Here is a 22719-nt window from a genome sequence, read left to right on the forward strand (position 1 = left end):
AAGTGAAACGCCGTAGCGCCGATGGTAGTGTGGGGTCTCCCCATGCGAGAGTAGGGAACTGCCAGGCATCAAATAAGTGGAAAGCCCTGTACTGACGTACAGGGCTTTTTGCTATGGGAAATTTGGGTGAAGCATCGTGAATTTTGAAGGCAATATATCGCGTTCAGTCTCAACATATTCACGGTAAATGGTTGCTTATTAATAGTGCGTCAGATGATAAGCGCTGTATCCGACAGCCGCTCCTGCAATATCCCAGCTAAAGTCCTTCCAGCTCCAGCCACTTCCTCCCGCACGGCTATCATAAAGCTCTTTTGTCGCCCCAAGGCCGACTGAAAATAATAAGCCGAATGAACGACTGCGCGCTTCATTCCTGCCCTGATTATCTGCGTAGGCTGTGCCTGCTGCCGCTAATACCGCAGAGCCAACAAAGTGCCCGGCTTTGTCCTTACCTGTCCATTGGTCATTGGCGAAATGGGTACAACCGCTGCAAAAAAATATAAGGCTGATGACAGAGAGTCTGACGGAAGAAGGGAGTAATGGCGTCATAAAATGAAATTCCAGATATAAAAAAGCCCGATCAGGATGATCAGGCTTTCAGTATAGCCAATTATAGAATTCGGCTGATTAATCTGTCGATTCGAATCCGCCGCAGACGGCGAATAAGTTTACGTACTTTAACCGGATAATTAGGAATACTTTCCAGTTCCATGTAATGAGAGACAACTTGCGTATGCTGGCGGATCTGTTCCAGCTCTTTTTGACGCTCAACCGCCATCTCTTTAAGCGGATCGTGGATCAAAATGGCATTCTCCAGATCCAAACGCCAGGCGCGTGGGTTGAGGTTATTACCGGTGATCAGCTGCCAGCGGTCATCCACCCACATACCTTTCAGATGGTAACTATTGTCCCCATCTTTCCATAACCGGACAATTAATTGCCCGCTGTCGACAAAGCGTTGCAAACGGCTCAGGAAGCGGCGCAGATTGATTTCATACAAATAAGGCAAGGCGCCGATGATTTTAAAAGGCTGATCTTGCGGAATATAGAAATCGTTAGCGGTTTTATCACCCACAATAATTTCAACCTGTTTACCCCGGCGCAGCAAATGAATGATATTGCGCGCCAGCATTGCAGGCATATTGAAATAAGGAGTACACAGCGTCAGCTTATGATCGGTGCTGGCCATTAAATGGTGAATCGTACGATTCAATTCATTCTGCTTGCCCAGGCCTACAATTGGCGTGACCGCCAGTTCATCATTACCGGCGCTGTCTTTGAAATGATAACCACTGGTGCGCAGGGTTTGCCGAAACTGACGCGTTTCGTTTTTAATCTCAATACTTTTCGGGCGATCTTCACGATCGAGACGCTGAACCGCTGCGGCAGTGAGGATCGATTTCTTTATAAAGTCGATCATCGTGTTAGCCAGCGTAGTATTTGTCAGCAACTGATAACGGTCATAACGATATTTTTCATGACGATGCAGATACACATCATTAAGACTCGCGCCGCTGTAAATGACCTGATCGTCGATAACAAAGCCTTTGAGGTGCAAAACGCCCAGGGCTTCACGGGTATTCACAGGTACGCCATAGACCGGTACGGAAAGCTCAGGATGCTCTTTCGCCATACGACAATACCAGTCAGCATTGGTATTGGCCGCAGCTGCGCCGATACGCCCACGCTGAGCGCGGTGCCAGTCAACCAGCACGCAAATCTCCAGTTCAGGACGCCGCTGCTTGGCATCATACAGCGCCGACAACACATCGCGACCACCATCATCGTTCTCTAAATAGAGAGCAACCAGATAAATCCGTTGGGTGGCGTTAACAATGGCTTCAAGCAGTGCCTTACGGAAATCGGTAGGGCAGTAGAGCGTTTTTACAGCACCAACTGTTTGGGGGAGTTTTGGCAGTTGAGCAAGGTGTTGTTGATGTTTATTACGTTTGAATTTTGACAACATCACAGTGCGCTTCTTCTCTCTTCAGGTAATGATTTTAGCGGCACAGACAAACTGTGGTGACCGCACAATCGGTCGATAATACCATTAGTCCTGCCGCATGTGCGCATCTTTTGCCTGTTCATCGCTCAGGCTCACGGTTTTCTGCTGTGAATTTCGGCGCTTTTCCAGTGCCAGAGACAGATTAACAATACTGTCCTGAATCTGAATATCGACGTCAAATCCCAGTTTTTTAGCCAGTGTAATCATGCCGCGGTTATTCGGCATCGTGATGCCCGTAAGACGTTGCAGGCCGTGCTCTGCGGCATAATCAATCATCTTATCCAGCAGACGTCGCCCGAGCCCCAGACCTTTCAAATCAGATCGTACCAGTACGGAGAATTCGGCATCGATATTGTCGGGATCCGAAACGGTTCGCGTGACCCCAATAATTTCACTTTCTTCATTTTCTGTACGCACGGCGACAAAAGCCATCTCACGGTCATAATCAATCTGCGTCATGTTCGCTAAATCTTCATGAGTGAACTCATTAATCTCACTGAAATAGCGGTAATACAGGTCTTCTTTAGTGACCTTCAGGATGAAAGCTTTCAGCAGCGGCTCATCTTCCGGAAGAATCGGGCGGAACAGTGCAGGCAGTCCATTCTTCAGTATAACGTGCTCTTCGAGTTCACGCGGATAAGGACGGATTGCCAGTCGTGATGGTGTCCCGGCAGAATGTGCAGAAAGCTGCATGGAAACATCAAGCAGGCTGAGTTCATTACCGGACACCAGCAAAGGATGAATATCCAGGCGTTCGATTTCCGGACAATCAATAATCAGGTTAGACACGTTAACCAGAAGCTGACTCAGGGCGGGAATATCGAGAGGATGTAACGCATTGCGACCGCGTATTTTACCGCTCTTCAATGCCTGCACGACCTGGTAGCGCGCCAGCGTCATGTTCAGGGGCGGAAGCGAAACGGCTGCCTGCCTTTCCGGACGCCAGTCAGTTCCGCCTTCGGCCAGCATAATCAGCGGGCCGAAGACCGGATCCTGCTCTACGACTACCCGTAATTCCTGAGAGCCCGGGCGGTTAGCCATCGTCTGTACCAGCAGACCCAGAATTCGCGCCTGCGGAAATGCCTCTCTGGCGCGGTCAAATATCGCATTCGCCGCCTGTTCCACTTCGCTGGCGGTGCGCAGATATAACATGACGCCCTGAACTTCAGAGTTATGCGGAATGTCCGGCGAACGCAGTTTCAGCGCAACGGGATAACCAATCTGGCTGGCAATATTTACGGCTTCAGCGCTGTCACTGGCGATCCACGTCGGCAACACATTCATTCCGTACGCCTGCAAAATCGCGCGGACTTCATGTGTATCAAGCTGCGTGGTGCCTTCTGCCAGCGTTTGTGCAATCAGTTTGTGAGCCTGATCGGTATTTTGTTCAAGGTCTGCTGGCAGCGCAGGCGTTTCTTTCAGCTGTTTCTGATTCCGGCGATATTCAACCATATGCATAAACGCCGTTACCGCGCCTTCCGGGGTGCGGTAAGTCGGGATCACGGCGGTACTGAACAGCTTGCGCGCTTCCTGTGAGGAGAATTCCCCGCACCAGTTTGTCAGCAGCGTGATGTATTTTCCGCGTGGATGTTTTCGAACGACATCTATCACCCCGCTTGCTGTCACTGTGCCGTGCGCTGCGGCACTCGGGGCGTGTATCACCAGCAGGGCGTCGTAATCTGTACTGTCGAGCAGCGCCATTATCACCGACTGATATAGCTGAGGCGTGGCGTCATCATGCAAATCCAGCGGATTAGAGGCGGTAATGTTCTTCGGCAGAATGCCAGTCAGCGCTTTGCTCGTTTCATTCCCCAGCTTTGCCAGTTTGCCGTTACGCAACAGCAGCTGATCTAACGCCATCGCCGCCGGTGCAGCGCCGTTACTGATAATGAGTAAGCGCTCACCGCGCAACGGGCGCATATGGCTCAGGGTTTCGACGGCCGAAAACAGTTCATGCGTATCTTGTACGCGCAGCAAACCCGCACGCTGGATGGCGGCATCGTAGGCTGCATCGAGGCTGAGCGGGCTGTTCAGTAGCTGCTGAGCCTGTCCGCTGCGGCCACTTTTGATGACCAGAATAGGCTTGTTGCGTGATGCGCTGCGCGAAGCAGAAAGAAAACGCCGGGCATCGCTGATGTGCTCCAGATAAAGAAGGATGGCGCTGGTTTTTGTATCGCGGGCGAGAAAATCAAGCAGATCATCAACGTCGATATCCAGGCTGTCTCCCAGTGAGACAAAATACGAAAATCCGACGGCACGCTGCTGCGCCCAGTCAAGAATGGTATTAGCCACGGCGGCCGATTGTGAAATAAACGCAAGTTTGCCCGGCAGGATCGGCACCGGAGAAAAACTGGCATTCAGCTTTTGCCAGGGAGCGAGAATGCCGAGACTGTTTGGCCCAAGCAGCCGCATTGAAAAACGCTGGGCGCAGGCTTTCAGTTCCGCGAACTGATCGGGTTGAGAGGAAAGCACGATGACAGTTTTGCAGCCACGCTCGCCGAGCTGTTCCAGCAGCGCCATATTACGGTCTGCGTGCGTGCAGAGAATGGCGAGATCAGGCGACATCGGCAGACTGGCGACATCCTGCCAGGTCAGAACGCCACAGACTGCGCGATAAGCCGGAGTGACCGGCAAAACAGGGCCGTTGAAGCTGCTGTCGAGCAGATTGCGCATCATCAGATAGCCGGCGCGCCCCGGTTTATTACTGGCGCCGACGACGGCAATCGACTCAGGTCGTAATAGTGCTTCTAGTCCGCGCTGGCTCATCGTCTCTCCGATTCATCATGTTCCCATGATTCTAGAGGCTTTCTTCGTTCTTTGCTGTGAGCTGATGCACCGGATGATGGGGTTTTCCTGCCAGATATTGCGTGCGGAAGTGCGTAAAAAGTCGTGATAAACCCGCCGACGCCTGTGTATCGCCGGCTTTTTCGAGCAACGCGGCGGCCACTTCAACGGTGCAATGCAATTCCGGACGCGAGGCTTCACGCAGGATATAGCCGGAGCTGGCGCTTACATCCAGAGAGAATACCGGCAGATTATCCAGATACGGACTTTTGCGGAACATCTTGCGTGCTTCATTCCAGGTGCCGTCCAGCATGATAAACAGCGGCGGTTTACTGCCCTCGGGGACTTCGGTAAAGACCTGACGCGGCGGCGTTGCGAAAGACGCCGGAAAAACCACGTAAGGCTGGCGCGACGGGTCAGAAATGGCATCCAGCAACGCCGGATCGGTTTCCGTACGCGACCACAGAAATGCCTGCGTATCCGGCAAAACATCCGCAATCAGGCGACCGGTATTGCTGGGCTTCATCGGCTCGGTGTCAAACATCACCAGACAGAAACGGCTGTTCGCCTGATGGATCTCACGCGTGGCGCAGATGCAATGACGTTGAGGTAACAGGCATGCCTGGCAACGAATGGCACGGGATCCCCGGGCCAGAAAAGGGCGGGTCGATCGGGCTAAACGCTGCTCACGCAGGCGAAGGACGGCGTTGTCTGACATAAGCATTCCGGTATTCGAAAAGCGGCTATTTTAATCACCCGCCGTTCGCTGGCAAGCAGCATCTGCTGAACGTACAAAAAGGCCCGCGCTGAGGCGGGCCATCGGCAGGGCTTTATAACGGCTTATGCGTTACAATGATTCATTAAGCCAGGTGTTGAAAGGCGCTTTAGGCATTGCGCCGCTCAACATATCGACCATTTTGCCTTCATTAAACACCATAATGGTCGGAATACTGCGAATACGGAACCGCGCGCTCAGTTCAGGTTCTGCTTCGGTATTAACCTTAATGAAACGGATTTTACCGGCACGTTCCTGCGCAACATCTTCAAAAATAGGCGCGAAGTTCACGCACGGGCCACACCACGGTGCCCAGAAATCGATGACAACCGGCAGGTCGTCCTGCAGATATTTGTCCAGCGTGGCGGCAGTGGCGTGAACTACATCGCCTTCAAAAAGTGCATGACCGCAGCGGCCGCATTTCGCGCCGTCGTCGATACGATCCTCAGGCAGGCGGTTGGTGGCCTGACATGATGAACAAACCGTATTCATAAATAGCCTCTACATTGCTTAACGTGAGAAGGGTATCAACCAGAAACCCGCTTTTACCCTTAAAAATGGTTAATAAAGCGGCTGATATGTTACTTGTATGTTGTAAGTATGGAGGCACCACGTCACGGAAACAACGCGGTTTATTCAATGAATACGATAGTTTTTAGCTTTTGGTCGAAAGCCTGTGGCTTAGCTCACAGACATCAGGTAATCTTCGCGCCCTGCGCGTAGGTGGAGAGAAAAATGAACGATTCATTCAGTGGCAAGAACGGCAAAGTCAAAGTGATGTACGTCCGTAGTGACGACGACGGCGATAACCGCAACAACGATAAACGTCCTTCCAACAATAAAGGACGTCCGGGCGATAAACCTCGCCAGGGTTCCCGTCCTGACGATGCCCGCCGCAATGAGCGTCGTAGCAGCGATTCCCGTGGCGATTCACGCGGCCCTGCACCTCGTCGTGGTGATGATCGCCCGCGTCGTCCGGCACGTGAAGACGACGGTCCGTACTCCTCACCATGGAAAACCGTTTCCCGTGCACCGGCGGATGAATCCGTACCGGATCACGGTGGTATCAGCGGTAAAAGTTTCATCGACCCTGAACAGCTGCGTCGTCAGCGTCAGGAAGAAACCCGCGTTTACGGCGAGAATGCCTGTCAGGCGCTGTTTGCCAGCCGTCCTGATGCGATTGTTCGCGCGTGGTTTGTGCAATCAGTCACGCCACGTTTCCGCGAGGCGCTGCGCTGGATGGCGGCAAACCGCAAAGCGTACCACGTGGTTGAAGACGAAGAGCTGGTGAAAGCTTCCGGCACCGAGCATCATGGCGGCGTGTGTTTCCTGATTAAAAAACGTCAGGGTCTGGATGCAGAAACCTATCTGCAATCTGCTCCTGCGAAAGACTGTGTGCTGGCGCTGGAAAACGTCGGTAACCCGCACAACCTCGGCGGTATCATGCGTTCATGTGCGCATTTTGGTATCAACGGGATGATGGTTCAGGATCCGGCTCAGCTGGAATCCGGTGCAGCCGTGCGTACCGCTGAAGGCGGCGCAGAACACGTTAAAGCTATCAGTGCGGATAACTTCCTTGATGTGCTGGCGACCTTCCGTAAAGCCGGTTACACCATCGTGACCACGTCCAGCCACAAAGGGACGGCGCTCGGTAAAGCTGAGCTGCCTGCCAAAATGGTGCTGGTGCTGGGTGAAGAAAGCGACGGCCTTTCCGACAGCGCATGGCAGCAGGGCGACCTGAGCGTGTCTATCGGCGGTACGGGCAAAGTGGAAAGCCTGAACGTTTCCGTTGCGACAGGTATTTTGCTGGCTGAATGGTGGCGTCAGAATCAGGCGTAAATCCTGATTTTCACCCATAAAAAAACGGACGCCCTGAGCGTCCGTTTTGCTTTCTGATGTTTACTGATTCGTGTTTACTGATGACATGAAATCAGTGCGCACCACCGCCGCCACCGCCACTGCTGAATGGCGGACGGGCGAACCAGATTAAGATCAGCAGTACCAGGAATGCCCCGCCGGATAACCAGAAAATCTCGTTAGCAGAGATGATAAGCCCCTGATTCGTAATTTCCCGCGCTATCCAGCCGGAAGCCTGCTGATGGCTCATGCCAATCCCTTCCAGCTGCTGATAAGTCTGCGTCGCCGCCGGGTTGTACGGTGTGATGTTTTCGGTCAGCTGCGCATGGTGCAGCGATTCCCGGTTTGACCACATCGTCGTGGTGATTGACGTCCCGATAGACCCCGCCAGCGTACGAATAAAGTTCGACAAACTGGAGGCTGCCGCCATACGTTCCGGCGGTAATCCCGACAAAATAATGGTGGTCAGCGGCATGAAGAAGCAGCCTACGGCAAAGCCCTGAATAAACTGCGGCCATGCAGAAGCACCAAAATCCATCCCCGGTTCAAAGGTATATGCACGCCAGAAGAAACAGTAGGCGTACATAATAAAGCTGAACGTCACCAGTTTTCGCATATCCAGACGGTGTGCGAAGCGGCCAATAATCGGCGACATCAGCACCGGCAGAATACCCACCGGCGCGGACGCCAGACCCGCCCAGGTGGCGGTATAACCATAGACCTCCTGCAACAGCTGCGGCAGCAAAACAATCGCGCCGAAGTAGAGCATGTAGGCCAGGCTGATACACAGTACGCCGATGGTGAAGTTTCGGGATTTAAACAGTGACAGATCAACTATCGGGTGGTCATCGGTCAGTTCCCAGACAACCAGGAAGCACAATGCGATCACCGCCACGACCGCCAGTACAATAATTTCCGTCGAGTTAAACCAGTCCAGCTCCTTGCCCCGGTCGAGCATCACCTGCAATGCGCCAATGCCCAGCACCAGTAACACCAACCCGACGCTGTCGATCGGGCGGATCTGCGTGGCGGTTTCGCGGCCTTTCAGGGTTCTCAGCGTCAGCACAACGACCACGATGGCGATCGGTACGTTGATGAAGAAGATCCATCCCCAGTGGAAGTTATCACTGATATAACCGCCGAGGATCGGCCCGCAAATCGGGGCGACGATCACCGTCATCGACCAGAGCGCGAGCGCGGTACTTCGCTTGGCCGGCGGATAGTTATTCAGTAGCAAACTTTGTGATAACGGGATCAGCGGACCTGCTACCACGCCTTGCAGCACACGGAAGAAGATCAGCATTTCCAGGCTGTTGGACATCCCGCAAAGCCAGGACGCAAGCGCAAACAGTATCGTGGACCACAGGAACAGTTTGACCTCACCGATGCGCTTTGCCAGCCAGCCGGTGATGGGGATCGAGATGGCGTTTGCCACCCCGAACGACGTAATCACCCAGGTGCCCTGTGAGTTCGAGGCACCCAGATTCCCGGCGATGGTCGGGATCGCCACGTTGGCGATCGTCGAGTCCAGCACCTGCATAAAGGTGGCCAAAGACAAAGCCACCGTCATCCAGGCCAGCGGGGCGCCTACCAGCGGTTTATTTGCCACAGAGGCCTCCGGAGGTTTTAGCCCGCATTTGCGTGAATAACATCAGCAATGATGGCATTAGCCGGGGCCAGATCCAGTGTCAGAGCCGAAGTCTGGTACAGCGGTTCGGAACGCACGGTATCAGCCAGCACCAGGCCATCACGGTTTTGAGTATCAACCGTCACCAGCGTGGACAAACCAATGCGCAGCGGATGTTCCGCCACTTCCTGATCGTTAAGCTCAATACGCACCGGCAGGCGCTGAACCACTTTGATCCAGTTGCCGGTCGCATTTTGTGCAGGAAGCAGCGAGAACGCGCCGCCGGTGCCCATATCCATACCGACCACTTTGCCGTGATATTTCACGTCATCGCCGTACATATCGCTGACGACGGTGGCGACCTGACCAATACGCATATTCGCCAGCTGAGTTTCTTTAAAGTTGGCATCAACCCAGATGTGATGAGCAGGAACAACGGCCATCAGAGACGTGGTCGGGCTGATTTGCTGTCCGACCTGAACCGCGCGACGGGAAACAAAACCGTCAATCGGGCTGCGCACTTTGGTTCGTTGCAGGGCAAGCCATGCGTCACGTACCTGTGCCGCGGCCTGCATCACCTGCGGTTGTTTATCGACCGGCGTATCCAGAATCATCGCCTGATTCGCGTTGTATTGCTGTATGGCGACATCATATTGCGCTTTCGCGGTATCCACGGCGTCACGGGCGTGTTGCAGTTCTTCACGGCCAATCGCGTCAACGTTGCCCAGCACGATACGGCGTTTCAGGTCAGACTGCGCCTGTTGTAGTTGTGTCGCACGCAGTGCGATATTTGCCTGATACTGTTTGCCGTTGATGATCAGCTGATGCGTCTGGCGGACGCTGTTAGCCAGCGCCGTTTTAGAACGTTCAAACGCCTGTTCCGCATCGGTCGGATCAATAGTCACCAGCACATCGCCTTTTTTGACAAAGTCGGTGCTGTCGAAATTGACGTCAGTCACGCTGCCTGACACCTGCGCCATAATCTGAACCTGATTACCGGCAACATACGCATCATCGGTAGACTGGAAATGACGTAACACCAGCAGCCAGTAGAACAGGTAGGCGATGGCGATAAGAATGAAAATCCCGGTTAACAAGAGCATCGCGACTTTGCGCGTTTTCTTCTTATTTTTCGGAGCTTGCGGCGTTGCCTGAGTTTCGGCATTTGCGCTCATGGTCTTCTCCACACTGAGTCTTTTATTATGATTTTTGGTTCGCAGCCGGGGCCTGATAGCCACCCCCGAGCGCACGAATGAGACTGATTTTTGCCTGCATCAGCTGACTGCTGGCGGTAAGTTGCGCCTGTTGCTGTTGCAGGAGCGCTGACTGGCTGCTTAACAGCTCATCCCGTCCGATGACGCCAGCGTTGTATCTTGCATCCGAAACGCGATACACCTCTTCCAGCGATTTAGCGGCAGAAGAAGCCTGCTGCAATTGTTCAACGCCGCTTTTCGAGAGGGTAATGGCATCCGCAGTTTGCTGGATGGCGTTCAGGATGGTCTGGTTATATGACTCAACGGACTGATCATATAACGCGGACTCTTCGCCCAGTTTGGAACGCAGTGCGCCCGCGTGGAATATCGGCAGCGAAATCGCTGGCGTGATATTCCAGGCCTTGCTGGCTGCTTCCAGAAGATTCGGGCTGGTGCCGCCGTAGTTGGTGGTCGTCAGACCGCCAAAGGCGCTGATGGAAAGGCTTGGGTAGAACTCTTTTTTGGCCGCACTGACGCGCTGGGAATAAGATTCCACCAGATCACGCTGTGCAGTAATGTCCGGGCGTTTACCCAGCAAATCCAGCGTCAGCTCGCCTTTCGGTGCCAGCGCTTCAGCCGGTGGCAATGCCACGGCGTGAAGTCCGTTCATCGCATCAGGCCCCTGACCCGCCAGCGCGGAAAGCTGATGTCTCAGCTGTTCGGTCTGGGCTTTCAGGTTGATGATTTGCTGTTTAGCACTGTCGGCCTGCGCCTGGGTTTGTTGCGGAATTTCAATGCCATAGACACCGGCCTGATACTGCGCTTTGCGCAAATCCGCCAGATGCTGGTTGTTATCCACTTCATGTTGCAGAACATCCTGCAAAGCCAGATTGGCCTGCAACTGATAATAGGCTGACGCCACCGAACTGGTCAGCGTCAGCGCGGCTTCTGCCTGCTCGGCGCGGGCGGAATCCACCTGTGCTTTCGCGGCATTCACCTGATTGCGGTATTTACCCCACCAGTCAAACTCATAGCTCAGATTCAGCCCGAGGCTGTTGCTGTTATCATAGATTGGCGCTTCCGGATAGCTGGTCAGGAACGGCGGGATCGTGTTTTTAGCCACACGTTCACGTCGCATCGAACCATTCAAATCCAGATAGGGGCCATTGGCTGCATCTGCTTCGCCCATCACGCTCTGCGCTTCGCGCACACGAGCCGCGGCCTGACGCAATGACGGCGAGTTTTGCAACGTCGTGGTCATCAGGTTATCAAGCTGCGGATCATTAAGACTACGCCACCACTGTGGGCCGATGGTCAGAGAACTGACTTTTGCCTGCTGCAGATGAAGCTGTTGGGTATCCAGCAGCGACGACTGAGGAGCAATATTATTACTGGAGGCGCAGCCAGCCAAAATCAAAACGGCAAACAGCGGCGTAAGCCTCCAGCGAGCTTGGAGTGACATGTGTGGTTTACCTGAACAGAAATTTAGAATTGTTGTAGTGCTGTCGCATCCATCTGATCAAGGCGAGTTAACAGTTTGCGCGTCAGGGTTTCTAACTGCTTCTGCTCATCTGCGTCCAGGGTTGACCAGAGAAAATGCAGGCTCTTATGTTGAGGCGGCAGTAACTTCTGGATAAAAGCTTCACCATCGGCCGTCAGGTGCAAATGCAGACACCGACGGTCATTGTCGCTCTCACGACGTTCAATCCATCCGCGTTTTTCCAATTCATCCGCAATACGGGTGGCATTGGTGCGGGAAGAACCCAGCGCTGAGCTTAGCTCCGAAGGCTGAATACTGTGGCTTTCCTGCGCATCAAGTGTGATCAGAGCCATAAACAGCGTTTCGTTGATGCCTTGCGCTTTCAGCATCTTATTGCGGTTTTCCAGTAATTTACTTTGCATGTGCATACACAGGCGCGTCAGCAGGATTTCCTGATAAGGGAAATCTTTTTGCTTTTTAGCCCGGAAATTTAACATGTGTTCAATTGGCGCGAACGAACTGTCCATATGAGAAGCCTCATTAGTTACAGATGACATAGTAACGATGGTAATTAATAATATCAATGTCATGAATCACCAATTCTTTAGCAATTAGTGTGATTCATAACTCCAGTGAATTATTCGATGTTTAAAGTATTCGGCAGAGTTTGCTCTGCTGTTACTCTGCGGTAAAAAATGGTCTTCAGCCTGCGGCCATCAGCATCACCTTGAACACCAACCCGTACACCAGAGCGCCGGACAGCGTGGCCATAATGATACTTTTGGTTCGCCAGAAAATGATCGCGAGCACCACAAAACCGGCCAGTGAAGGCAGCAGTTTTTGTTGATCACGAAGAATTTCCGGAGTGCTGGACACCACCAGTAATGCACAGATTGAGGCGATACCGATGCTGTCGAGCACGCGGGATAGCGGGCCGCTTTTCAGTGTCCCCGACTTCTGCCGCGCGCCCATGCGCAGTGGCAAATATCGGAAGAGGTAATTGACGGCGCCGACCAGCAGGCAAACCAGAATGACATTAGTGCTCATCCGGGGTGACCTCCGTGGTGCCCGCTGAGGCTGCGGGTTGCAGCAGGGCGGCCAGACATCCGGCGCCTAGGCCGCATCCGATAGCGGCAGGGATCGACCAGAACAACAGTCCGCCGAGCGCACCGGCCAGCGAGGCGACAAACACCATGCTTTGCTGGCGCTTAAAAGCGGCGAGCAGGAAACTCAGGAAAAGGGCGGGCAACATGAATCCGAGCGCAGCTTCAATGGCAGGGTAATTTTCCAGCGGACCATTGCCGAAAAGTGCGCCGACGGCGGTGCCGAAAACCCACGAGAGCCAGGAAGAAAGCGCGATGCCACACATCCAGTTCTCGCTCCAGCTGCGTTTATCACGGACGAGTTTGGCGGTGGCGGCGGCAAAGACTTCATCGGTCAGGCCAAACGCCCAGAGTGCGGTTTTTTTGCCGCTGAGTTTTCCTGCAATACGGTTACGCAGCGAAGGACCGTAGAGAACATGGCGAACGTCCATGGCCATCACGGTCAGAGCAGAAACCCAGAGAGACATCCCTGCGCTGAGCAGCGCGGTGATCACAAACTGACTGGCGCCAGCATAGATAAGTATGGAGAACAGCAGACTTTCAGCGGGCGTGAAACCGAGTTTGACGGCGCTGAGGCCGAACGCAAAAGCGATAGGAAGATAACCAATCACGATAGGAAGGCTATCGGTAATACCTTGTGCGAAAGTGGAAACGCGAACGGGGTCAGGCGCTTCGAGATCAGGGTTGCTGTGCATGGGTATTTAAAACATTGTGAAAACCGGGAGGATGCCGGCGAATAATTTATGGCGTAAACATTACCAGACTGTAAGTATTGTTAACACCCTTTGGTTCAAATAAATTTCTAATATGATTATTCGCAAGCTAATCAGGAGGGGTGATGATTCCCTCCTGATGTAATTTCGTACGTTATCAGGCCAGCTTGTGTTTATACCCTTTCAGCCAGACCAGTAAATTCAGTACGCACATGATGGTGCCTGCCACCGAGACCCCATACCAGCCCGCCGTTTGATAAGCCGAAGCCGACACCAGAGACCCTACCGCGCCGCCAATAAAGTACGTTGTCATGTAGCCTGCGGTCAGGCGGTTACGCGCTTCCGGCATCGATTTATAAATCACACTTTGATTGGTGATGTGTACACCCTGAACCGAAAGGTCCAAAACGATGATGCCGACGATCAGGGAGATCACCGAATGCTGACCGTAAGCAATCGCCGCCCAGGACAGTAAAAGCAGCACCAGCCCCGCCGTTGTTGTCAGATGCGCTTTGCCTTTGTCGGCCAGATGTCCGGCGCGTGTAGCCGCCAGTGCGCCCGCTGCGCCGACCAGACCAAACAAGCCAATCACCCCTTCGGAATAGTGATACGCAGGACCGGCCAGCAGGAACGCCATCGACGTCCACAGAATACTGAAGTTGGCAAAACAGAACATACCGATCAGCGCGCGGGTGCGTAAAACTGGCGTGTGGATAAACAGGGTGAAAATGGATTTAAGCAGTTGCGGATAATTAAGATCCGTATGTTGCTGATGTTTTGGCAGTTTTCGCCACAACACCAGTGCCATGATAATCATCAGCGCACTGGCAACCCAGTACACCGTCCGCCAGCCGCCGAGTGTCGCCAGTGCACCGGCAACCGTCCGGGCCAGCAGAATACCCAGCAACAGGCCGGACATAATCAGCCCGACCACTTTGCCGCGCCGTTCCGGTTCAGCCAGCGTCGCCGCCAGCGGCACCAGAATCTGCGCCACCACCGAGAACAGCCCGGTCAGCGCCGTCCCCACCAGCATGATAGTCAGCGTCGGTGCCATCGCGGTGATCAGCAATCCGGCGGCTGAAAGCAGTGTCATCAGCACGATTAACCCGCGACGTTCAAACATATCGCCGAGCGGCACGATAAACATCAGGCCGCAGGCGTAACCCAGCTGAGCGACGGTGACGATAAAACCGGCCTGATTAACGGAAAGGCTGAACGCACGCGCAATGGTTTCCAGCAGCGGCTGCGGGTAATAGTTACTGGCGACGGCGAGCCCGGTGGCGACTGCCATCAGAATAATCAGCGCGGGGCTGAGGGAGGAATGTGTGGTCGTTTTTTTCATAATGGGGATAACAGATCTTATTGAATAAGCAGGGGAATGCGAAAAACGATTATCGTTTGAGTTAAAATATTAAACCAATGAATAGTTTTCATGGCAACTATTGGGTTTTGCAATAGCGCTTATTTCAATACGCTCCCCAAAAAAAAACGGGCGGAGATTTCTCTCCGCCCGCGGGTTTTACTGAGTCTGTAACGGCGTTACTTCGCGGCCGCAGCAGCTTCTTTCACCCAGCCATCGAACTCTTCCTGGTGGGCTTTAATCCAGCCGTCGGTCTGTGCATCGATATCAGCATCCGAGTTTTTACCGGCGTGCATCGCAGCATTCTGCGCATTGATGTCTTTCAGCGGTAATTTCATGATGGCAAACAGCTTCGCGGCGGCCGGGTTTTTCTCAGCCCAGGCTTTGTTTGCCACGATATGCATAGTGCTCACCGGGAAACCGTAGTTCTTGCCGTTTGGCAGTGTGGTATCGGCGTTTTTATCACCCGGCACGACGGAGAACGGCACCTGCATCCACAACACATCTTTGCCCGGGATCAGCACATTGCTGACCCAGTACGGCGTCCAGGTGTAATAGAAAATTGGTTTGCCTTCTTTGTATCGCGTAATGGTGTCGGCGATCATCGCGGAATAGTTACCCTGATTATGTGTCACGGTTTTTTCCAGACCGTACGCTTTCAGCTGTTCGTTCAGTGCGGCTTCACAGCCCCAGCCCGGCGTACAACCGGTCAGATCGGCTTTGCCGTCGCCGTTGGTATCAAACAGCTTGGCGAGTTTCGGATCTTTAAGCTGTTCGATGTTGGTAATGTGATACTGCTCGGCGGTTTTCTTATCGATAAGCCAGCCCTGCGCTGCGCCGGTCACATACGTCCCTTCACGATAGAAAACTTTATCGCCACCGGCGGCTTTGTACATTTCATCATGCAGCGGTGACCAGTTCACGGCGGTAAACGTGGCGTCACCGGCGGCAATGGTGGTGTAGCCGACGTTGTAATCCACTTCACGGGTCGGCTGAACGTCGTAGCCCAGTTTTTCCAGCGCCTTATTCACCAGTTCCGTCTGGAAGGTTTCTTCGCTGATGGTGCTTTGAATCGGTGTCACGCTGACGCCTTTACCCGGAAGATCGGCGGCGAACGTTGTGGCTGTGGCAAATGTGGTGAGGGCGGCAACCGCCCAGATTCCTGTCTTTTTCATAAATTCCTCTGAGATTTTCATCGGTTATTTCGTGGCGGCTGCGGCGGCCGCTTCTTTGATCCAGCCATCAAACGTGGCCTGATGTGCTTTGATCCAGCCGTCAACGTGCTGCTGGATATCATCAGAAGAGGATTCCCCTTCGTGCATCTTCAGGTTTTGCGCGTTCACATCCGCCAGCGGCAGTTTCATGATGGCGAACAGTTTCGCGGCGGCCGGGTTTTTCTCAGCCCAGGCTTTGTTCGCCACGATGTGTTCGTTGTTGACCGGGAAACCGTAGTTTTTGCCGTTCGGCAGCGTGGTATCCATGTCTTTCAGTGAGCCCGGATTGGCCGAGAACGGCACGGTCAGCCAGACTACGTCTTTGCCCGGTTTCATCTCGTTGCTCACCCAGTAAGGTGTCCAGGTGAAATACAGCACCGGTTTGCCGGATTTATAGCGGGTCAGCGTATCGGCAATAATCGCCGAATAGTTGCCTTCGTTCTGGGTAACGGTGTCGCTCAGGCCGTAGGCTTTAATCTGCGTATTGATGACGGAGCCGCATACCCAGCCCGGATTACAGCCGGCCATATCGGCTTTGCCGTCACCGTCGGCGTCAAACAGTTTGGCTATCTTCGGATCTTTCAGCTGCGACAAATCATGAATGTGATATTTGTCGGCTGTTTTCTTGTCGATCAGATAACCCTGCGCCGCGCCGCTGATATAGGTGCCCTGACGGTAAAATTTCTGATCGCCACCGGCGGCGTTGTACATGTCTTTTTGCAGCGGTTCCCAGTTCACCGCCATGTACGTCGAATCGCCGCTGGCGATGGCGGTGTACGCGACGTTGTAATCCACTTCACCGGTTTGCTGAACGTCGTAGCCCAGTTTTTGCAGGGCGCGGTTAACCAGTTCCGTCTGGAAAGTCTCTTCTGCGATGGTGCTTTGCAAAGGTTTCACGACCACGCCTTTGCCCGGTAAATCAGCGGCGAAAGCGGCGGGTGTCGCAATGGATAATGCGAGGATGAGTGCTTTTTTCTGAATTGTGCGCATGGTGAACCCTTATTCTTATTAAGTTTGTGGCTTATGAATACGTAAGAGTGGACTGCGTTGTTTTAGCTTTTGAGAGTTCCCGGCAGCGAACCGCCGGGAAAAGTGCAGTGTGTGAATCAGGCTTTTTTGACGAAAGGCTTCATCACCAGACCAACCGGTCCGCGGGTGAACCAGCGGTGGCCGCCTTTGCTGCGGCTGTCGCGGCCCATAGACTGTGTCAGGCGGTCGAGGATGATGGCGAGAATAACGATACCCGCACCACCGACCGAGGCGAGGCCCATATCCAGACGGCCGATACCGCGCAGTACCATCTGACCCAGCCCCCCGACGGCGATCATCGAGGCGATAACCACCATCGACAGCGCCAGCATCAGCGTCTGATTAATACCGGCCATGATGGTCGGCATCGCCAGCGGAAGCTGAACTTTAAACAACATCTGACTCGGGCTGGAACCGAAGGATTTCGCGGCTTCGATCAGATCTTCCGGTACCTGGTTGATCCCCAGAATCGTCAGACGCACGACCGGTGGCAGGGCGAAGATGATGGTGACCACGACGCCCGGCACGTTACCGATACCAAACAACATGACGATCGGCACCAGATACACGAACGCCGGTGTCGTCTGCATGGCATCGAGCAGAGGCCGGATAATTTTTGCCGCCCGCTGACTGCGCGCCAGCCATATCCCCATCGGCAAACCGATCAGAATACAGAAGAACAGCGAGGTCAGAACCAGCGCCAGCGTCACCATGGCCTGTGACCACGCGCCGATTGCGCCGATCAGAACCAGAGAAACCAGCGTAGCAGCACCCATGCCTAAACCCGCCATCTGCCAGGCGAGCAGGGCGAAAATCAGGATCGCAATGGGTGCTGGTAATGATTCCAGCCCGCTTTGAAAACCGCTCAGCACGAAATCGACCGGCACGCGGATCCCCTGGAATACCGGACGGAAGTTGCCAACCAGCCAGTCGATCCCGTTGGTTACCCAGTGGTCGAGCGGGATCAGCGTGCTGTGAAACGGATCCAGAATATTGAAATGCTGATGCTGTTCAGGTGCGACGCTCAGCCAGTCGTTGGCCTGTGCGGCGGCGTGGTGTGTGGTGTCAGGTGCGCTGGTTGCGGCATCGCTGCCACCGCCCCACGGATCGCCACCGGCATCGGCAGGTGCGGAACTGGCTGCTGCGTCAGGCTGCGGCGCAATGCCACCGCTGGCGTTATCGGCACTCCACGGATCAACGGATGCATCCAGTGGCTGAGTCTGAGCCGCCTGCGCGTGCTGAAAAACTGTATTGTTTATGGTTGAGTTGCTCATTCGTTACCCCCTTCTTTATCCAGAGCCTGAAGCAGCATGGCTTTGGAAATAATGCCGATATAGTTATTGTCCTCATTGATCACCGGTACTGCGCAAGGCGCGGCGGCCACATGAGAAATCAGTTCGCTGAGCGGCATATCTGCCTGCACCGGTGCCGGAGATTCCAGCAGGGCACTTTCCAGCGGCTGATTGGCTTTCAGCGCGGTTTTCAGGGATTCAATCGACACGACGCCGATGAATTTCTGTCCGCGTTCCAGCACATAACCATATTCGCGGTCTTCGTCTTCGAGCAGCTTGAGTGCGGCACGTGGACCAAAACCGGGGGTTTTACGAATAAGCGCGCCACGACGGCGGGCGATGTCTTTGGCACTGAAGACCTGACTGATATCGACGCCACGGAAGAAGGTGCGGACATAGTCATTGGCCGGATTATTGAGGATATCTTCCGGCGTACCGACCTGAACCACTTCGCCGCCCTGCATAATCGCAATGCGGTCGCCGATGCGCATGGCTTCGTCGAGGTCATGGGAAATAAACACGATGGTGCGCTGATGCTGCGCTTGCAGCTTCACCAGCTCATCCTGCATTTCGGTACGGATTAACGGATCGAGCGCCGAGAAGGCTTCATCCATCAGTAGAATGTCAGGGTTATTGGCCATCGCACGGGCTAAGCCGACACGCTGACGCATCCCCCCGGACAATTCATCCGGATAAGAATTGGCATAGTTTTCCAGCCCGACCTGACGCAGCGCATCCAGCGCTTTGGCATTTCGCTCTTCCACCGGCACACCGGCCAGCTCCATACCAAACGCCGTATTATTCAGCACGGTCAGGTGGGGCATCAGCGCAAATGACTGAAACACCATACTGATTTTACTGCGACGCACCTGGCGTAATTTTGATTCTGAGATTTTGGCGATGTCTTCGCCGTCAATCAGCACTTCGCCGCGGGTGGGCTCTATCAGACGATTGAGAAGGCGTACCATGGTGGATTTACCGGAACCGGATAACCCCATGATGACGAAAATCTCGCCTTCTTCAATGGCCAGACTGGCATCTTTAACGCCAAGTGACAGACCGGTTTTCTCGAAAATTTCTTCTTTACCCTTGCCAGCGTCAATCATCTTGAAAGCGCGTTCCGGGTTCTCGCCAAACACCTTATAAAGATTTTTTACTTCGATTTTAATTGCCATGCAATATGCATTCCTTGGATATAAATAGCCGTATCGGCTTGATGTCTAATTTTTCTGTTGAAACGTATAGTTTTTTGCCTGTTACAAAATAGTGAACGCTTTATACCCTAACACACCAAAATTCTGAGACAAGTCTCAATGTTTCTCATGAATATTCATGGTTGTGTTTCTGGTGGCGTATTTTTATGTATTGTGCGTGTCTAATTTACGTCAGCGCAGGTTGACATTTAATGACAATTTTAAGGGCGCTGTGTTTATTGTTGTATGCCTAATTATCTGATGCGTGCGTTTTGCTTAATATATAATTAATTAGTTGATTTTTAATGATTTAATGCCTTCTTGTTTTGTGGGGTTTTTAGTGGTTTAAATAGCGTGGTTCAGGGGGATTTAATGCAAATTCCATGGCGGGATTTGCAATGTGTAAATAGTGATTTCAGCTTGCACTGAAAGCCCTGAATTTACCGGTTGTCTGAAAGGTGAATATTTGTGGAAATAATCGCACTGTGCGGGGTGAAATGTGGGAATTTGGCCAGCGGAACCGCTGGCCGTGAAGGCGAAATTCAGAGGGGCAGAACGCCATAATTCGGGTTCAGGAGGCGGATTTTTCCTCAGTCACTATTTTCCGGTAAAGACGCCTCGGATGGCCGATATTTCCGTACTGCATCTCGACGCCGATAAAGCCAATTTCCACACAATATTCCAGATACCGGCGGCCGGTGGTTTTGCTGATCCCAACCTCCTCAACCACCTGTTCCACCGACCAGCTGACGTCGGGTTTCGCGGTGAACACCCGCTGAACCAGTTCGAGCGTATTCGGCTCAATCCCTTTTGCAGAAGGGGCTGGCGGCGTGTCGCTGGCGGGGAGGTTAAACAGTTTGTCCAGCGCCCGCTGATCGACCACTTTCACATTGCGCAGGGTTTGCACCAGTTGCATGAAACGCTCGAGCGAGCTGCGCAGGCGGTGAAACGACACCGGCTTAATAATGTAGTCAAACGCGCCGCTGCGCATGGCGTGGCTGCACGTCTGCATATCGCTGGCCGCCGTAATGAAAATCACCGAACAGTCGAAGCTTTTCAGCAGCGGGCTGTCGATCAAATCCACGCCCTGGCCGTCTGGCAGGTAATTATCCAGCAGTACCAGCCTCGGCTGATGCTGCCGCAATAACGAACGGGCCTGTTCCAGCGTGGCGGCAATCCCGACCACGCGCAGGTTAAAGTTTTGCTCGATAAAATCACGGTGCAGACCGGCAAGGTGCGGCTCGTCTTCCACAATCACGACATCGAGTGCGCTGCTGTTATTCATGTTGCTGTCCTGTTGACCTCTCTGACGGATACGGGATAAACACTGAAAATATCGTACCCTGAGGCGCATTGTCTGAGATTTCGATGCTGCCGCCCGCCTGACGGACGTAACCGGCCACCAGATAAAGCCCGATGCCGTGTTCCGCGCCGGTCTTCTCATCGCCGCCGGAAGGCTTCGAGGTGACGCCCTGCTCAAACAGATTCGGCTTCAGGGTGTCATCGACGCCGCCACCGCGATCGGCCACCTCAATCAGCAGCTCGCGGTTTCTGTCTGAAATATACAATTCTACCGGCGAAATCGGTGCGCCGGCTTTCAGCGTGGCGTCCACGGCGTTATCAAGCAGATTGCCGATCACCGACATCAGCTCGGTTTCGCCGATGACCGGCGGAATACGGATTAACTGGCAGGCCGGGTCAAACACCAGCTCCACGCCTTTCTCGCGCGCACTGACGAATTTTCCCAGCAACAGCCCGCAAAGGGCAGGCGACGTGAAGCGTGCCGACACGAAATCCAGCACCGCCTGCGCACCTTCTGACTGTGCCTGAATATAGTGCATCGCATCATCGTAACGCTGCATTTGCAGCAAACCGGCCAGCGTCGCCGTCCAGTTCAGCTGTTCATGGCGCATGATGCGCAGGCTATCGGCGTAGCGTTTCACCTGACTCAGCTGGCTGCTCAGCGTATTAATGTCATTTTTATCGCGGAAACTGAACACCCATCCGCTTTCTTTGCCCGGCTCCAGCTCAATAGGCACGCGGTTCATGATTACCTGACGCTGGTTGAGCACCGTTATCTGATCATGGCGGCTGCTATTGTCCTGAAGACCGCTTTGCGTAAAGAACGCGGGCGGCGTATGGAGCACTTCTTCCAGCGGTTTGCCGATCAGCTCGTTTTCCGGCTGACGGATATCGAGTAATTCCCGGGCGGCGCGGTTAATGGAAATCAGCTGCTTCTCGGCATTAATCGCAAATACGCCTTCATACATGGCTTCCAGCAACGCTTTTTGCTGGCGAACCAGCAGCGCAATATCCTTGGGTTCAAGCCAGAACATCTGTTTTTTGACGTTACGGGTAAACATCCACGAGAAAATAAACAGCAGTAATAAAAGAAGAAGACCGTATAAACCGGCCTGCGCCAGACGGTGACCGTTAATATTGTCGATGTAAGACGTGAGATAGCCGACCGACACAATGCCGATGACCTGATTATTTTCGTCGAGGATCGGCGCTTTGCTGCGTAATGAAACACCGATGCCGCCCTGACGCACCGATATAATGGTTTTCCCGGCCAGCACCTCCGCGTTATCGCCGCCAATCATCGGCAGATCTATTCTGTCCGGGGATTCCGAGTGATAAAGATGCCGCTCGCGGACGTCACCAATCACGATATAACTCGCATCACTCTTATCGCGTAACGGCTGGATAAGACGGGCAATTCCCGGCACATCGCGACGGGCGACTTTCTGCGCCAGCCCCGGCATCAGCGCGATTTCGCTGGCCTGAACTTTGGCGCGTTGCCCCAGGTCGTGATGCAGCTGGCGGTCAATAATATGAAATAAAATAGCGCCCAGCAGTGCCAGCAACAGGCAGGAAAATACCACCAGAGATAAAAAGAGCTTTACCTGAAAAGGTAATCTTAATTTCATACATCCCGCCAAAAGCCAGCCCTGACACACACATCGAATAAGCCTATCACGGCGAAAACGCTGCCGTAATCTGACATAAGCGAAGTTGTGAACGAAGAAGATAAATAGAATGTAATTCACACAGTGATTGCAAGGTTAATTGCGGGTTTTACTACTTATCTGATAAT

The 22719-nt window shown here is 53.5% G+C and carries 19 protein-coding genes; 1 reads left to right on the forward strand and 18 read right to left on the reverse strand.

Going from position 1 to position 22719, the window contains the following annotated elements:
• Positions 1-198: 198 nt before the first annotated feature.
• From M2403_RS19460 to trxC, 5 genes are all read right to left on the reverse strand, one after another.
• A complete protein-coding gene (locus M2403_RS19460) occupies positions 199-546 on the reverse strand; it encodes a YfiM family lipoprotein (protein WP_208951934.1) in 348 nt (115 codons plus the stop codon).
• A gap of 61 nt (positions 547-607) precedes the next feature.
• The gene (gene pssA, locus M2403_RS19465; RefSeq protein ID WP_405047847.1) at positions 608-1960 is read right to left on the reverse strand and encodes a CDP-diacylglycerol--serine O-phosphatidyltransferase; all 1353 of its coding nucleotides are present in this window, start codon (positions 1958-1960) and stop codon (positions 608-610) included.
• A gap of 87 nt (positions 1961-2047) precedes the next feature.
• Positions 2048-4768, reverse strand: coding sequence for a bifunctional acetate--CoA ligase family protein/GNAT family N-acetyltransferase (locus M2403_RS19470; RefSeq protein WP_259230597.1), 2721 nt, complete (start codon positions 4766-4768; stop codon positions 2048-2050).
• A 31-nt stretch (positions 4769-4799) separates the two neighbouring features.
• Entirely contained in the window at positions 4800-5504 is a 705-nt protein-coding gene (locus M2403_RS19475; protein WP_259230598.1) for a tRNA-uridine aminocarboxypropyltransferase, read from the reverse strand.
• 129 nt (positions 5505-5633) lie between these two features.
• On the reverse strand, positions 5634-6053 hold the full coding sequence (gene trxC / locus M2403_RS19480) for a thioredoxin TrxC (protein ID WP_152324845.1): 420 nt from the start codon (positions 6051-6053) through the stop codon (positions 5634-5636).
• Positions 6054-6296: 243 nt separating this feature from the next.
• Here trxC and M2403_RS19485 point away from each other — a divergent pair, with 243 nt between their 5' ends.
• A complete protein-coding gene (locus M2403_RS19485; protein ID WP_152324846.1) occupies positions 6297-7400 on the forward strand; it encodes a tRNA/rRNA methyltransferase in 1104 nt (367 codons plus the stop codon).
• Between the two features lie 91 nt (positions 7401-7491).
• Here the strand turns inward: M2403_RS19485 and emrB are convergent, their stop codons facing one another.
• From emrB to M2403_RS19550, 13 genes are all read right to left on the reverse strand, one after another.
• The gene (gene emrB / locus M2403_RS19490) at positions 7492-9027 is read right to left on the reverse strand and encodes a multidrug efflux MFS transporter permease subunit EmrB (protein ID WP_152324847.1); all 1536 of its coding nucleotides are present in this window, start codon (positions 9025-9027) and stop codon (positions 7492-7494) included.
• Positions 9028-9044: 17 nt separating this feature from the next.
• Positions 9045-10220 carry a multidrug efflux MFS transporter periplasmic adaptor subunit EmrA gene (gene emrA / locus M2403_RS19495; RefSeq protein WP_259230600.1) on the reverse strand — a complete coding sequence of 392 codons (1176 nt, stop codon included), beginning with the start codon at positions 10218-10220 and terminating at the stop codon, positions 9045-9047.
• A 25-nt stretch (positions 10221-10245) separates the two neighbouring features.
• On the reverse strand, positions 10246-11700 hold the full coding sequence (locus tag M2403_RS19500; RefSeq protein WP_152324849.1) for an efflux transporter outer membrane subunit: 1455 nt from the start codon (positions 11698-11700) through the stop codon (positions 10246-10248).
• Positions 11701-11723: 23 nt separating this feature from the next.
• Positions 11724-12245, reverse strand: coding sequence for a transcriptional repressor MprA (gene mprA / locus M2403_RS19505; RefSeq protein ID WP_152324850.1), 522 nt, complete (start codon positions 12243-12245; stop codon positions 11724-11726).
• Positions 12246-12420: 175 nt separating this feature from the next.
• Positions 12421-12765 (reverse strand): L-valine transporter subunit YgaH, encoded by a 345-nt coding sequence (ygaH, locus tag M2403_RS19510; RefSeq protein WP_152324851.1) that lies wholly within the window; start codon positions 12763-12765, stop codon positions 12421-12423.
• Positions 12755-13516, reverse strand: a complete 762-nt coding sequence (locus M2403_RS19515) for an AzlC family ABC transporter permease (protein WP_217152219.1) — start codon at positions 13514-13516, stop codon at positions 12755-12757. The genes ygaH and M2403_RS19515 overlap by 11 nt, the downstream gene beginning before the upstream one ends.
• A 175-nt stretch (positions 13517-13691) precedes the next feature.
• On the reverse strand, positions 13692-14876 hold the full coding sequence (locus M2403_RS19520) for an MFS transporter (protein ID WP_152324853.1): 1185 nt from the start codon (positions 14874-14876) through the stop codon (positions 13692-13694).
• Positions 14877-15073: 197 nt separating this feature from the next.
• Entirely contained in the window at positions 15074-16069 is a 996-nt protein-coding gene (gene proX / locus M2403_RS19525) for a glycine betaine/L-proline ABC transporter substrate-binding protein ProX (protein ID WP_152324854.1), read from the reverse strand.
• 24 nt (positions 16070-16093) lie between these two features.
• The gene (proX, locus tag M2403_RS19530) at positions 16094-17098 is read right to left on the reverse strand and encodes a glycine betaine/L-proline ABC transporter substrate-binding protein ProX (RefSeq protein ID WP_152324855.1); all 1005 of its coding nucleotides are present in this window, start codon (positions 17096-17098) and stop codon (positions 16094-16096) included.
• A 116-nt stretch (positions 17099-17214) separates the two neighbouring features.
• The gene (proW, locus tag M2403_RS19535) at positions 17215-18411 is read right to left on the reverse strand and encodes a glycine betaine/L-proline ABC transporter permease ProW (protein WP_217152218.1); all 1197 of its coding nucleotides are present in this window, start codon (positions 18409-18411) and stop codon (positions 17215-17217) included.
• Positions 18408-19604, reverse strand: coding sequence for a glycine betaine/L-proline ABC transporter ATP-binding protein ProV (gene proV, locus M2403_RS19540; protein ID WP_152324857.1), 1197 nt, complete (start codon positions 19602-19604; stop codon positions 18408-18410). The genes proW and proV overlap by 4 nt, the downstream gene beginning before the upstream one ends.
• A 589-nt stretch (positions 19605-20193) precedes the next feature.
• Positions 20194-20907 (reverse strand): response regulator, encoded by a 714-nt coding sequence (locus M2403_RS19545; RefSeq protein ID WP_152324858.1) that lies wholly within the window; start codon positions 20905-20907, stop codon positions 20194-20196.
• Entirely contained in the window at positions 20900-22552 is a 1653-nt protein-coding gene (locus M2403_RS19550; protein WP_259230603.1) for a sensor histidine kinase, read from the reverse strand. Before M2403_RS19550 ends, M2403_RS19545 begins: the two co-directional genes overlap by 8 nt.
• Between the last annotated feature and the right edge of the window lie 167 nt (positions 22553-22719).

The organism is Rahnella sp. BIGb0603 (genome assembly GCF_024808755.1).
GTDB lineage: Bacteria > Pseudomonadota > Gammaproteobacteria > Enterobacterales > Enterobacteriaceae > Rahnella > Rahnella contaminans.